Raw genomic sequence first — 14072 nt, forward strand, 5'->3', positions numbered from 1 at the left:
GTCATCATGGCTGCGCGCCGCCCGCACGGTCCACGGTCCGTCCCGATCCTGCCCGGAAGGTGAACCCGTATGGCCAGCAGGGGAAGACGAGTGACGTCACGGAGCCTCGGAGCGCTCGCGGGTGCCGCCGCGCTCCTGTTCACGACCGGCACCACCACCGGCTGGGCCGCCGTCCAGGACGGCCACCGCGGCCACCGGCCGACGGCCACACCCATCCAGCACGTGGTCGTCCTCTTCGGCGAGAACATCTCCTTCGACCACTACTTCGCCACCTATCCGAAGGCCGCCAACACCGACGGCACCCGGTTCACCGCGTCGCCCGCGACCCCGAAGGACATCGACACCCTGGCGCACGCCGGGCTGCTGGAGCACAACCCCAACCAGTACCCGCCGCGGCGGCTTTCCCCCGCCCAGGCCATGACCTGCGACCAGAACCACTCCTACGGCCCGGAGCAGTACGCCGCCAACGGCGGCCGGGCGGACAAGTACGTGGAGAACACCGGGGTCGACCGGTGCAGCGGCGGCCTGTTCGGCGAGCCCGGCCTGGTCATGGACTACTACGACGGCAACACGGTCACCGCGCTGTGGAACTACGCCCAGCACTACGCCCTCGGCGACCGCTCCTTCAGCTCCACCTACGGCCCCTCCACCCCCGGCGCCATCAACCTTGTCTCCGGACAGACGCACGGTGTCGTCTCGGTCGACCCGGCCTCCGGCACCGAGCACCCGCGGCGCACCCCGGTCCCCGACCCGTACGCCGTCAAGTCGCCGGACGCGAACGGCGTGGGCACGATGATCAACGACCCCGACCCGGGCTACGACGACTGCTCGGGCAGGAACCACACCGGCTCCGACGCGCTCGCCGTGATGACGGGCCGCACCATCGGTGACCTGCTCAACGCCCGGAAGGTGAGCTGGGGCTGGTTCCAGGGCGGCTTCCGGCCGACCACCCCGTGGACCGGCCGGCCGGGGGAGTACGCCCGCTGCGACGCCGTCCACACCAACGCGGGCGGCGCCGAGGTGCTCGACTACAGCCCGCACCACAACCCGTTCGCGTACTACCGGTCCACGGCCAACCCGCACCACCTGCCGCCCCGGGACGTCGCCGAGATCGGCCACGACGGGCCGGCCAACCACAACTACGACCTGACGGACTTCTCCGCGGCGCTGCGGGCCGGCAGGCTGCCCGCCGTCAGCTTCGTCAAGGCCGCCGCCTACCAGGACGGCCACGCCGGATACTCCGGCCCGCTGGACGAGCAGCACTTCCTGGTCGAGCAGATCAACGCGGTCCAGAACTCGCCCCAGTGGCGGTCCACCGCCGTCGTCATCGCCTACGACGACTCCGACGGCTGGTACGACCACGCCTACGCCGAGGTGCGCAACGGCTCCACCGACACCTCGCCGGGATCCGACGGCAGGGCCACCGACAGCCCCGCCTGCCAAAAGGGTCCCCGGCCGTCCGGCGGCCACCTGGACCGCTGCGGCCCCGGCCCCCGGCAGCCGCTGCTGGTCGTCTCCCCGTACAGCAGGGTCAACAAGGTCGACCACACCCCGACCGACCAGACGTCCGTCATCCGCTTCATCGAGGACAACTGGCACACCGGGCGCATCGGGGACCACTCCTTCGACGCCCAGGCGGGTCCGCTCACCGGCATGTTCGACTTCCGGCATCCCAACGGCAGGCAGGTGCTGCTGAACATGGACGGCTCGGTCCGCTCCGTCGGTCCGCTGCGGGAGGTGGCTCCGGTCCCCACGCGCATCGACCCGGGCCCGGCGACGGAGAACACCGCCGCGACCGCCGGCGCGGCCGGCTTCCCGGCGCTGCCGGCCGGGCTGACCGCCGGGGCGCTGCTGGCGGCGGGCGTGACCGGTGCGTATCTCACCCGGCGCCGCCGGGCACCCGGCGCGGCCTGACGCCCGCCGCCGCGATGTCCGGCACCGTGCGGGGGGGGGGGGCCGGCCCCCGGGCGGGGGGCCCCCCCCCCCCCCGGGCGGGGGGGGGGGGGGGGGGGGGGCCCCCCGGCCGGGGGCCGGCCCCCCCCCCCCGCACGGTGCCGGTCAGGGCTGAAGGGGCAGGGTCACGCAGTCGGAGCGGGCCGGCCTGCCCGCCAGACGGTCCGTCAGCCAGGCTACGGCGCTGCCCTGGTCGGCGAGCAGCGGCCCGAAGTGGTTGACCAGGGCGCTGCCCACGTCGGGCAGGACGACCGCCTCGTAGGTGACGTCGGCGCCCTGCCGGCACCAGTCGGCGGCCAGCCGGCGGGCCTGGGCGTGCGGCACCAGGTCGTCGCTGGTGCCGGTGGCGACCCGGACGGGCCCGGTCGGCCTCAGACGGCCGATGCGCTGCCCGTCCAGGAACGCCTGGAGCGCGGGCGTGGAGCGGATGACGTCGCTGACGGACTGCCCGTCGGTGGTCCACCTCGTGCTCCGGGTGTACCCGTAGCCGAACAGGGCGTCGCCCACGCACATGGTCGACAGATCGGCCAGGGCGGCCCTGCCCGCCCGGTTCAGATGCGCCTCGGCGATGGGCCTGAGCTCGGGGGCGCTCTGCAGGAAGCCGTTGAGGGACCAGCCGAGGGCGCCGGCCAGCTCGCTGCCGTCGATGGCTTCGGTGACCTCGGTCAGGTCGGCGGGCGGCGCTCCGGCGTAGGTGCCCGCGAGGGGCACGTCGGGGGCGTAGGAGCGGTGCAGTTCGGCGGCGGCCGCGGTGGCGCCGCCGCCCTGGCTGTAGCCGAACAGGCCCACGGGTGAGGCGGCGGTGACGGAGGCGCCCGCGACGGACCGGGCGGCGCGCGCCGCGTCGAGGACGGCGTGGGCCTCGTCGACGCGGTCGACGTAGGTGTGCAGCCGGTCCGTGGCGCCGAGGCCGACGTAGTCGGTGACGACGACCGCGACGCCCTCGGCCAGCAGCCGGTGGACGGACAGGTCCTCGTAGCCCACGGACATGGTCCGTCCGTTGAAGGTCACGGGGTGTTCCAGGCCCATGGAGGCGGCGCACTGGTCGCCCTGGCCCATGGTGCCCGGCGCCACGACGACCAGCGGGCGCGGCCCGCCGCGGTCCCAGCGGGCGGCCGGCTCGATGTAGGCGCCGGTGACGGCCACGGGCCCGCCGCCGGCGTCCGTCGACTTGTACATCAGCCGGGTGGCGCGGCCGGGGAGCGGGCCGTGCGGGCCCGGCAGGCTCAGGGCGAGGGGGAGCGGTTCGCTGCGGATGACGGTGCCGTCGGTCGTCGGCAGCGCGGTGGGCGGGTTGTAGAACGCGGGGATCGTGACACCCCGGGAGACCACGGGGTGAGAGTCCGTGTCGGCGACCGCCGGGACGCACGGGGCGACGAGGCAGGCGGCGGCTGCGGCCGCCGAGGCGAGCAGAAGTCTGCGCGCGGGCATGGGGAACCTCCTGAAGACGCGGCCGAACAGGAGTGGCCGCCCTGTCCCGTACGCGGCCGTACCGGCCGACGGTGACAGGGCGCGACGGCACGAGGGGGCACGGTCGTCCGCCGGCCCCCGCGCGCACAGTGGGGAGTGGGTTGACGAGACCGTACCGACCTGCGGTTACCGCCGGTAGTCGACGGGAGGTTACGGTTCAGTAATTTGACTCACCGTCTAATGGCCCATGACGTCCGGTCACCGTACGTGCACCCGTCCGCGCCCGCACGGACCTGCGTCCCGGCGGACGTCCGCGCCCGCCGGATCACCAGGCCATCTCGTCGAGCAGCAGCTCCGGATCCGGCTCGGAGGCCGCCCCCAGGGTCCGTTCCGCCCAGATCACCTTGCCGTCCGCCACATAGCGGGTGCCCCACCGGTCGGCGAACTGCGAGACCAGGAACAGGCCCCGGCCGCCCTCGTCGGTGGTGGCCGCGCGCCGCAGCCGGGGGGAGGTGTTGCTGCCGTCGGACACCTCGCACACCAGGGTCCGGCCCAGCAGCAGCCGGACCCGCACCGGGGGAGCCCCGTAGCGGATGGCGTTGGTCAGCAGTTCGCTGAGGACCAGCTCCATGGCGAACGACGACTCCTCCAGCCCCCACTCGAGCAGCCGCCGGCTCACCTCGGTCCGCACCCGGGAGACCGCCTCCACGTCGAAGGCGACGTCCCAGACCGCGACCCGCGACGGGTCCAGCAGCCGGGTGCGCGCGACAAGCAGGGCGACGTCGTCGTTCGGATGCTCCGGCAGCATCGTCTCCATCAGCGCCCGGCAGGTCTCCTCCGGGGTCTGCTCGGGACGCGCGACCGCGGAGGCGAGCAGCCGCAGCCCCTCGTCGATGTCCCGCCTGCGGTCCTCGACCAGGCCGTCGGTGAACAGCACCAGCCTGCTGCCCTCCGCCAGGTCCAGCTCACCCGCCTCGAACGGATGCCCGCCCACGCCCAGCGGCGGCGACAGCGGCAGGTCGGGGAAGGTCACCCGCCCCAGCGGGTCCACCACCGCCGGCACGAGGTGACCGGCGCGGGAGAAGGAGCAGCGCCCGCCCACCGGGTCGTAGATGGCGTACAGACAGGTGGCGCCGGTGACGGGGGACGCCTCCCCGTCCGCGCCCGCCGTCTGGGTGTCCAGCCGCACCACCATCTCGTCCAGATGGCCGAGCAGTTCGTCCGGGGGCAGGTCCAGGGACGAGAAGTTCAGCACCGCCGTGCGCAGCCGGCCCATGGTCACCGCCGCGTGCAGCCCGTGCCCCACGACGTCCCCGACCACCAGCGCCACCCGGAAGCCGGGCAGGGGTATGACGTCGAACCAGTCGCCGCCCACCCCGGACTGCGCCGGAAGATAGCGCGACGCCACCTCCAGCGCGTCCTGCTCGGGCAGGTCCCGGGGGAGCAGACTGCGCTGCAGCGTCACGGCCATGGCGTGCTCGCGGGAGTACCGGCGGGCGTTGTCGATCGCGACGGCGGCCCGCGCCCCCAGCTCCTCGGCGACCGCGACGTCCTCCTCCTCGAACCGCGGCGAGCCGGCCGCCCGCCAGAAGTTGACCATGCCGAGCACCACGCCCCGGGCCCGCAGCGGCACCGTGGGTCCTGGGCCCGCCAGTCCTCGGCGGAGCGCAGGTCGGGCACCAGCACCGCCTTGCCGCGCCGCAGCGCCGCCACCATCGGGGTGTCGGCCACCACGAACTGGATCAGGTCCCCCACCGGCTGCAGCGGGCCGCCCGGCGCGGCGCCGCGCACCGCGGTGCGGCGCATCCGGTTGAGCGCGCCGGTCGGCTCCTCGCCGTGCAGCACGGCCTCCAGCAGCTCCACGGTGACCACGTCGGCCATCCGGGGCACGGCCACGTCGGCCAGTTCCTGCGCCGTGCGCTCCACGTCCAGCGTCGTGCCGATGCGCACCCCCGCCTCGTACAGCAGGGTCAGCCGTCCCCGCGCCACCTCGGCCCTCCCCGACACGGCGCGCAGCTCCGTGGTGTCCCGCAGGCTCGCCACCACCCCGGGCGCCCCGCCGTAGGGCGCGGTGCGCCGGGTGTTGACCGCCAGCAGCCGGTCCCCGGAGCGGAACACCGCGTCGGAGGCGACCTCGCCCGACTCCAGCAGCCGGGTCAGCTCCGGTGACAGCCCCAGCTCGGCGACCGGCCGCCGGTCGATGTCGGCCGGCAGGTCCAGCAGCCGGCGCGCCTCGTCGTTGGCGAGCAGCACGCACCCGTCGGCGCCGATGATCAGCACGCCCTCGCGCACCGCGTGCAGCACCGCGTCGTGGTGTTCGTACATCCGGGTCATCTCGAGCGGGCCGAGTCCCCGGGTCTGCCGGCGCAGCCTGCGGCTGACCAGGGCCGTGCCGCCGGTGGCGAGCGCGAGGGCCAGCCCGGCCGAACCCAGCACCATGGGCACCTGCTGGTTCAGCAGGTGCCCCAGGGTCTCCACGCGGATGCCGGCGGTGACCATGCCGACCACGCGGCGGCTCGCGTCCATCACGGGCACCACCGCGCGCACCGCGTCCGGTTCGCCGTGGTAGGTCTCGGTGAACGTCTCACCCATGGCGGCCCTGCCGACGCCCGGCGCCTTGGTGCCGATCAGCCGCGGGTCCGCATCGGTGACCCGTACACCGTTCTTGTCCAGCACGTTGATGAAGTCGACGCCGGCTCCCGCCTGGGCCCGCTGGGCGGGGGCCTGCAACAGCCGGGTCGGGTCCGGCGCCTGCAGGGCGAGCGCCGTGCCGGGGGCGTGCGCGAAGGCCTCCGCCGCGGCCAGGGAGCGCTTGCGGGCGCTGTCCTCGCCGTCGTAGCGCCCCTGGAGCACCAGGGCGGCGGCGGCCGCCATCACCAGCACGAGGACAACGATCACCTGGAGGAGGAAGACCTGCGCGGCCACGGTGCCCAGGGCGCGCGACAGCGAGAGGCGTCCGGTCAGCCTCCTGGGGCCGCGGCCTGGGGAGGGGTCGGGCGACCCCCGGCTGCCGGGAGACGGCGCCGCTGTCGTCCGGGACCGGCCGGAACGTCCGATCATCTCCCCGTTGTAGCACTGCGCTTGTCCGGCATGCGACCGGTATGCCCGGAAGGTCCCGCGGCGCGGCCCCGCGCGGCCCGGGAATGCCGGCGCCCCCAGCGCTGTTGACGTGCACGGCTGACATGGCCGGGTCACCCCGGAAGCGGCCGGAAGGAGAACCACATGGCACGCACCACCGTGCGCCCCGTCGTCAGGCTGAAGTCGACGGCCGGGACCGGCGTCACCTACGTGACGCGCAAGAACCGTCTCAACGACCCCGACCGGCTCGTGCTGCGCAAGTACGACCCGGTGGCCGGCCGGCACGTCACCTTCCGTGAGGAGCGCTGACCATGAAGGTGCGCAAGTCCCTGCGCTCACTGAAGTCCCAGCCCGGAGCCCAGGTGGTGCGCCGCCGGGGCGTGGTCTTCGTCATCAACAGGAAGAACCCGCGCTTCAAGGCGCGCCAGGGCTGACGGCCACCACGACGGGCGGCGGCCCGGTCCCGCACACGGGCCGGGCCGCCGCCCGCTGCGCGGGGCCGCCGCCTGCCGAGCAGGGCCCCCGTCCGTTGTGCGGGGCGGGCGCCTACACCGGGCCGTGCAGCTGCTGCTCCGCCCAGATCGTCTTGCCCGTACTCGTGTAGCGGGTGCCCCAGCGCTGGGCGACCTGGGCGACCAGGAACAGCCCCCGCCCGCCCTCGTCGGTGCCGAGCGCCCGCCGCATCCGCGGGGAGGTGTTGCTCGCGTCCGAGACCTCGCAGATCAGGCCGCGCTCGTGGATGAGGCGCAGATGGATCGGCCCGAACGCGTGCCGGATGGCGTTGGTCACCAGCTCGCTGACGATCAGCTCGGTGGTGAACGCCGCCTCCTGAAGACCCCACAGCGACAGCTGCCGGCTGACGTTGCGCCGTGCCACGTGCACGGCCGACGGGTCGTCGGGCACCTCCCAGGAGGCCACGCAGCCGGAGTCGAGCACATGGGTACGGGCGATGAGGAAGGCCACGTCGTCGCGGGGGCGGACCGGCAGCAGCGTGCGCACCATGATGTCGCAGATCTCCTCCAGCGGCCGGTCGGGGTGGGCCAGCGTGAAGCACAGCCGCTCCATGCCGACGTCGACGTCCCGGTCGGAGGCCTCGATCAGACCGTCGGTGTAGAGCGCGATGACGCTGCCCTCCTCCACCGGGATCTCGGCCGACTCGAACGGCAGGCCGCCCAGCCCGAGCGGCGGGCCGGCCGGGATGTCGGGGAACTCCACCGGCTCGCGCAGATGGGCGATCGCCGGACTGGGATGGCCCGCCCGCGCCACCACGATCTTCCGCGCGATGGGGTCGTAGACGGCGTAGACGCAGGTCGCGCCGACCACCAGCGGGCCCAGGGCGGCCGCCTCGGCCTCCTCCGACTGCCGTACGACCAGGTCGTCCAGGCGCGTCAGCAGCTCGTCCGGGGGCAGATCGAGGTCCGCCAGCGTCTGCACGGCGGCGCGCAGCCGCCCCATGCTGGCCGCCGCGTGCAGTCCGTGACCGGTCACGTCGCCCACCACGAGCGCCACCCTGGCGCCGGACAGCGGGATGACGTCGAACCAGTCCCCGCCCACCCCCGACTCGGCATCGGCCGGCAGATAGCGGTGGGCGACCTCGACGGCGCTGTGGTCGGGCAGCGTGGGCGGCAGCAGGCTGGTCTGCAGCGTGAGCGCCGCCTGGTGCTCCCGCGCGTAGCGCCGGGCGTTGTCCACGCACACGGCGGCCCGCGCCACCAGCTCCTCCACCAGCAGCAGGTCGTCCTCGTCGAAGGCGTCGGGGTTCTTCCACCGCAGCAGGGTGACCACGCCCATGGTGATGCCGCGGGCCCGCAGCGGCATCACCAGGTGCGCGTGCACCCCCAGCCGGATCATCTTCTGCCAGCGTCGCGGGTCGTCGGCGAGCCAGCGGGTCGCCGGGCCCACCGCCTCCCGCAGCGGCTTCCCGGTGGCCAGGCACAGCTTCTGCGGGGAGCGCGGGGGATACCGGGTCGGCTCGCCCACGTCGACGATCACCTCGGGCTGGTCGTCCTGGACGGACAGATGGGCCGCGCGGCGCAGCGTGGCCCCGCCGCGCGGCAGGCCTGCGGCGCCTGCGGCACCGGTGGCACCCGCGCCTGCCGTCGTCTGTACCGCGTCCAGCAGGTCGATGGCCACGAAATCGGCGACCTGGGGGATCATCACCTCCGCCAGTTCCAGGACCGTTCGGTCCAGGTCCAGGGTGGTCCCGATGTGCTCGCTCGCCGAGTTCAGCAGGGCCAGCCGCTCCCGTGCCGGATCCTGCCCGGTCACGTCGAGTACGGCGCAGCAGATGCCCAGGACGCGCCCGGCGCCGTCGCGCAGCGGGAAGAAGGAGCGCAGCCGCGACCGGCCGCCGAGACGCCGGTCTGCCGTCCCGTGCCGGGGCGGCGCGTGCTCCAGGGTGACCTGGGACTGGCCGGACACCAGGACCTGCCGGGCGGACCGGGTCACGACGGAGGGCCTGGGCCGCGGACCGGGGCCGCCCCCTGAGCCGGAGCCGGGGCCCCGACGGCCGGTGCCGGGAACGAAGACCGGACGGCCGGTGCCGGCGACGGAATCCGGGCGGGAGCCGGAGCCGGACCCGGACCCGGACCCGGAGCCGGGGCCGGGACCGGGGTCCGGGACGGTGCCGGTGTGCGCGCTTGACCCGAGGTCCGGGCCGGTGCCCGTGCTGGGCCCGAAGACCGGACCGGTGTCCGCGTCCCGTCCTGGGCGGCCGCCGAGGCCGGGGCCGGTGTGCGGACCGGGTTCGGGGCCCGGTACGGGGTCCGGGGGAGGGTCGTCCATCCCCGCGAGCTCACGGTTCACCCATCGGTACCGCAGCTTGGTGTCCAGCACCCCGATGCCGAGCGGTGACTGCTCGAGCAGGGCCCGGGCGACACGTTCGAACGTCTCGTGCTCGCGCCGGTCGGCGATGTCGCAGCCGACGACGAGCCAGCCGTGGCACCCGTCCGCGGCCAGCAGCCGGCAGACCCGGACCGCGAGCGCGACGCTGTGCCCCGCGCCGTGGCGGGCGAGCAGCACACCCTCCCATCCGCGGTCGATCCGGCGCAGCCGGGAGAGCATCGTGGTTGCCTCGCCGGTCACCAGCAGGGATCCCGCCGGACGCCCGAGCACGCTGCCGGCGGTGCGCGCGAGCAGCTGCTCGGCCCCCCGGCTCCAGTGGGCGATCAGGCCCTCGGCGTCGAGGATCGCCACGGCAGTGGTCCTGATGTCGAAGGGGTCGCCCGGATCTCCCCGGCTCACCGCGCCGCTGACATCGCCCATGCCGTCACCCTCATCCGCGGGCAGGTTCCCCACGGGCACATTTTCCCATCGGGGGCCCCGTCCCGCCGTCCGGCCGACGGGCCCCGGGCCCGGCCCGTCGGCCGGACGGCGCGTGCGGGAACGCGTGGACCTCAGCCGTGCCGGTCCGGCCGGGCCGCGAGGGCGCCCAGCGCCTCGTCGGTGAGCCGGTACACCGTCCACTCGTCCTGCGGCCGGGCGCCGAGCGCCCGGTAGAAGTCGATGGCGGGCCGGTTCCAGTCGAGGACCGACCACTCCAGCCGTTCGTAGCCCCGGGCGACGCAGTTACGGGCCAGTTCCGTCAGCAGCGCCCTGCCGTGGCCGCCGCCGCGGGCCTCCGGGCGGACGTACAGGTCCTCGAGGTGGATGCCGTGCACGCCGCGCCAGGTGGAGAAGCTGAGGTACCACAGGGCGAAGCCCACCACCGCGCCGGTTTCGTCCTCGGCCACGTGCGCGAAGGCCGCCGGGCGCTCGCCGAAGAGCGCCTCGGTGAGCTGCGCGGGGGTCGCCCTGGCCTCCTCGGGGGCCTTCTCGTAGGCGGCGAGGTCGCGGATCAGCGTGTGGATGACGGGTATGTCGGCGGGCGTCGCGGTGCGGATCATGCGCGCAGTCTCACACACCGCGCGCCGGCCGGGACGACGCGGCCGGCGCCCCCGTGCCGCGGGGGGCGCCGGCCGGGTGTGCGGCGGGCGGGGCGGCGTGCCGGACGGATCAGGCCGCGGGTGCCGGACGGATCAGGCCGCGGGTGCCGGGTAGGTCGGGTACTCCACGCCGGAGACGTACTGGACGACGCGGATGACCTGGCAGGAGTAGCCGAACTCGTTGTCGTACCAGAGGTACAGGATCGCGTTGTCGCCCTCGACCTTGGTGGCCCCGGCGTCGACGATCGAGGCGTGGCGCGAGCCGATGAAGTCGCTGGAGACCGCGTCGGGGGCGCTGATGAAGTCGATCTGACGCTTGAGCGGGGAGGTCAGCGAGACGTTGCGGAGGTGGTCGAGGACCTCCTCGCGCGTGGTCTCGCGGCCCAGCTGCAGATTGAGGATGGCGATGGAGACGTCCGGCACGGGCACGCGGATCGAGCTGCCGGTGATCCGGGCCTTGAGGTCGGGCAGCGCCTTGGCGACGGCGGAGGCGGCGCCGGTCTCGGTGATGACCATGTTGAGCGGCGCGGAGCGGCCGCGGCGCTCGGACTTGTGGTAGTTGTCCAGCAGGTTCTGGTCGTTGGTGAACGAGTGGACCGTCTCCACGTGGCCGCGCAGCACGCCGTACTCGTCGTCCATCGCCTTCAGCGGCGGGACGATCGCGTTGGTGGTGCAGGAGGCGCAGGACAGGATCTGCTCGTCCGGCTTGATCGTGTCGTGGTTGACGCCGTGCACGATGTTGGGCACGTCGCCCTTGCCCGGCGCGGTCAGCACCACCTTGGCGATGCCGGGCCGCAGGTGCTTCGACAGCCCCTCGCGGTCGCGCCACTTGCCGGTGTTGTCGATGAGGATGGCGTCCTTGATGCCGTACGCCGTGTAGTCCACCGAGGACGGGTCGTCGGCGTGGATCACCTTGATCTCGTTGCCGTTGGCGAGGATCGCGTTGTTCTCCTCGTCCACGGTGATCGTGCCCTGGAACTGGCCGTGGATGGAGTCCCGGCGCAGCAGCGAGGCGCGCTTGACCAGGTCGTCGGCGGCCCGGCCCCCGCCGCGCACCACGATGGCGCGGAGCCTGAGGCCGTTGCCGGAGCCGGCCTTCTCGATGAGCAGCCGGGCGACGAGGCGGCCGATGCGGCCGAAGCCGTAGAGGACGACGTCGCGGCCCTCACCGCGCTCGATCTTGTTCTCGCCGGTGGCGCCGGCCACGGCCTCGGCGGTGAACTCCGCCACCGACAGGCCGCGGTCGTCGTCGCGGTACGTCGCGGCGAGCATGCCGATGTCGATCTGGGACGGGCCGAGGTCGAGCGTGGTGAGCGCCTGCAGGAACGGCAGGGTCTCGGTGACCGAGAGCTCCTCGCCGGCGATCTGGCGGGCGAACCGGTGGGTCTTGAGGATGCTCACCACCGACTTGTTCACAAGGGACCGGCTGTGCAGCAGGACGGTGACGTCCCGTTCCCTGTGCAGCTTCCCGATCATCGGGATCATCGACTCCGCGATCTCCTCGCGGTTCTTCCAGTTGGTGAACGAGTCGTCGTTGACAGTCACAGATCTATCTTTCGAGCTAGGCGGCGCTCATATGCTAACCCCATGCCCAGTTGATCAATCACAGGGGTGGGCATGGGGTGGGGAAGGAGGGGGGAGCGCCCGCGAAGGCGCCGTAGACGCAGGTGAGCACGGCAGCCGCCCCGCCGCGCGGCATCACCACCCCCGCACTCCCTCGCCCCCACACCCCCGCACCTCCGCACCCCCTCGCCCCCGCACCCCCTCGCCCCCGCACCCTCACCCCGCCCCGTGTCCCGCCGGCTCACCCCACCGGCGCTCCACAACGCGCGGAACGCGGCGATCGGGGTGAGCCTGAAGGACGGACGGACGACCGGCGCCGTAACGCGCGGCGTCCGCCCGGCGCGCCACGGCCCAGGTCGCGCCCAGGACGAGGAAGGTGCCGATGGACGCCATCGAGTTGTTGAAACGCGACCACCGCATGGTGGAGCAGCTGTTCCGGGACTATCACGCCGCGGCCTCCGCGACGCAGCGGCGCGGGGTGGTCGAGCTGGCGGTCCGCGAGCTGTCCCGGCACGCCGCGCTCGAGGAGCTGCTGCTCTACCCCCTGGCCAGGAAGGTGATCCCGGACGGCGCGCGGGAGGTCGACGAGCACCTGGGCGAGCACATGGCGGTCAAGAAGCTGCTGCTCGCCCTCGACAAGCTGCCCGCGGGCGACGAGCGCGAGGCCGGTCTCATGGCCCAGCTCAGGCGGGAGGTCGACGAGCACGTGCGCGAGGAGGAGGGCGAGCTGATGCCCCAGCTGCGCGCCCACGTCTCCCAGCAGGACCTCGACGAACTGGGCCGGCAACTGGACCGCGCCCGGCAGAGCGCTCCCACCCGGCCCCATCCAGGCGCGCCCGACCATCCTCCGGCGCTCGCCGTGGTCGGCCCGGTGGCCGCCGCCTACGACCGATTCCGCGACCGTCTCCAGGGGAGGCCGAGGACATGAGCATCGCCAGCGGTTCCAGCCAGGTCATCCACGAGCCCGAATCCCGGTCCGAGCCCGGCGCCGAGGAACGGTCCGGTTTCGACGAGATCCACATTCTCTGGATCTCCGAGGGCATGAGCTGCGACGGTGACACCGTCTCCATGACGGCCGCCGGCCAGCCGGCCATCGAGGACGTCGTACTGGGGCTGATCCCCGGGCTGCCCAAGGTGCACCTGTACAACAAGGTGCTCTCGCCCAGCCTGGGCGGCGAGGACTACCTCGCGCCGTTCCGCGCCGCGGCCCGGGGAGAACTCACCCCGTTCGTCCTCGTCATCGAGGGCTCGATCCCCAACCAGAACATCATCGAGGGCGACGGCTACTGGACCTCCTTCGGCAACGACCCGGACACCGGCGAGCCGCTCACCCTCAACTGGTGGATCGACCGGCTCGCGCCCCGGGCGTGGGCGGTCGTCGCGGCCGGCACCTGCGCCACGTACGGCGGCATCCACGCGATGGCGGGCAACCCCACCGGCTCCATGGGCCTGGCCGACTACCTGGGCTGGGACTACAGGTCGCAGGGGGCGCTGCCCATCGTCAACGTGCCCGGCTGCCCGATCCAGCCGGAGAACTTCATGGAGACCCTCACCTGGCTGCTCTTCCACGCCGCGGGATCGGCGCCGCCCCCGCCGCTGGACGAGATGCTGCGCCCGCAGTGGCTGTTCGGGAAGACCGTCCACGAGGGCTGCGACCGGGCCGCGTACTACGAGCAGGCCGACTTCTCCAAGGACTACAACTCGCCCAAGTGCCAGGTGAGGGTGGGCTGCTGGGGTCCGGTCGTGAACTGCAACGTGCCCAAGCGGGGCTGGATGGGCGGCCTCGGCGGCTGCCCGAACGTCGGCGGCATCTGCATCGGCTGCACCATGCCCGGCTTCCCCGACGCCTTCATGCCGTTCATGGACGAGCCGACCGGCGGCAGCCTGTCGTCGGTCCTGATCAAGCCGTACGGCGCCTTCATCCGCCGGCTGCGCGGCATCACCAGCATGGCCGTCAACAAGGAACCCCGGTGGCGCCACAACCGGGCCGAGCTGACGAGCGGCTACGACCCTTACTGGCGGGCCTGAGAGGAACGAGGTTCACACCGACATGACGGCTACCGAGTCCCGTGCGGGGCAGCGCAGACCGGCGCAGATCGTGGACATGTCCTGGGACCCGATCACCCGCATCATCGGCAACCTGGG

Annotated in this window: 9 protein-coding genes and 1 pseudogene; 5 read left to right on the top strand and 5 right to left on the bottom strand. The window is 73.5% G+C overall.

What is annotated here, in order from left to right:
* The first annotated feature begins 69 nt into the window (after positions 1–69).
* Positions 70–1914 carry a phospholipase C gene (locus tag ACI2LW_RS32185; RefSeq protein WP_404734798.1) on the top strand — a complete coding sequence of 615 codons (1845 nt, stop codon included), beginning with the start codon at positions 70–72 and terminating at the stop codon, positions 1912–1914.
* 144 nt (positions 1915–2058) lie between these two features.
* On the opposite strand, the gene ACI2LW_RS32190 is transcribed toward ACI2LW_RS32185, so the two are convergent.
* Complete coding sequence (locus ACI2LW_RS32190) at positions 2059–3384, bottom strand: lipase family protein (RefSeq protein ID WP_404734799.1); 1326 nt, start codon at positions 3382–3384, stop codon at positions 2059–2061.
* A gap of 304 nt (positions 3385–3688) precedes the next feature.
* Positions 3689–6423 (bottom strand): annotated as a pseudogene (locus ACI2LW_RS32195) (SpoIIE family protein phosphatase).
* A gap of 162 nt (positions 6424–6585) precedes the next feature.
* Between ACI2LW_RS32195 and rpmG the strand changes: the two are divergent.
* On the top strand, positions 6586–6750 hold the full coding sequence (gene rpmG, locus ACI2LW_RS32200; RefSeq protein WP_404734800.1) for a 50S ribosomal protein L33: 165 nt from the start codon (positions 6586–6588) through the stop codon (positions 6748–6750).
* Between the two features lie 2 nt (positions 6751–6752).
* Complete coding sequence (gene ykgO, locus ACI2LW_RS32205; RefSeq protein WP_404734801.1) at positions 6753–6875, top strand: type B 50S ribosomal protein L36; 123 nt, start codon at positions 6753–6755, stop codon at positions 6873–6875.
* Between the two features lie 112 nt (positions 6876–6987).
* Here the strand turns inward: ykgO and ACI2LW_RS32210 are convergent, their stop codons facing one another.
* The 3 genes from ACI2LW_RS32210 to ACI2LW_RS32220 form a co-directional block, all read right to left on the bottom strand.
* Positions 6988–9705 (bottom strand): SpoIIE family protein phosphatase, encoded by a 2718-nt coding sequence (locus tag ACI2LW_RS32210; protein ID WP_404734802.1) that lies wholly within the window; start codon positions 9703–9705, stop codon positions 6988–6990.
* Positions 9706–9836: 131 nt separating this feature from the next.
* The gene (locus ACI2LW_RS32215) at positions 9837–10325 is read right to left on the bottom strand and encodes a GNAT family N-acetyltransferase (protein WP_404734803.1); all 489 of its coding nucleotides are present in this window, start codon (positions 10323–10325) and stop codon (positions 9837–9839) included.
* 132 nt (positions 10326–10457) lie between these two features.
* Positions 10458–11909, bottom strand: a complete 1452-nt coding sequence (locus tag ACI2LW_RS32220; protein WP_404734804.1) for a glyceraldehyde-3-phosphate dehydrogenase — start codon at positions 11907–11909, stop codon at positions 10458–10460.
* Positions 11910–12309: 400 nt separating this feature from the next.
* On the opposite strand from ACI2LW_RS32220, the gene ACI2LW_RS32225 reads away from it, so the two are divergent.
* Positions 12310–12855: a hemerythrin domain-containing protein gene (locus ACI2LW_RS32225; RefSeq protein ID WP_404734805.1), complete on the top strand. Its 546-nt coding sequence runs from the start codon at positions 12310–12312 to the stop codon at positions 12853–12855.
* Entirely contained in the window at positions 12852–13955 is a 1104-nt protein-coding gene (locus ACI2LW_RS32230; RefSeq protein WP_404734806.1) for a hydrogenase expression protein HypE, read from the top strand. Before ACI2LW_RS32225 ends, ACI2LW_RS32230 begins: the two co-directional genes overlap by 4 nt.
* The last annotated feature ends 117 nt before the right edge of the window (positions 13956–14072 follow it).

The organism is Streptomyces sp. NPDC004065, from assembly GCF_044903565.1.
In the GTDB taxonomy this organism is placed as follows: Bacteria; Actinomycetota; Actinomycetes; order Streptomycetales; family Streptomycetaceae; genus Streptomyces.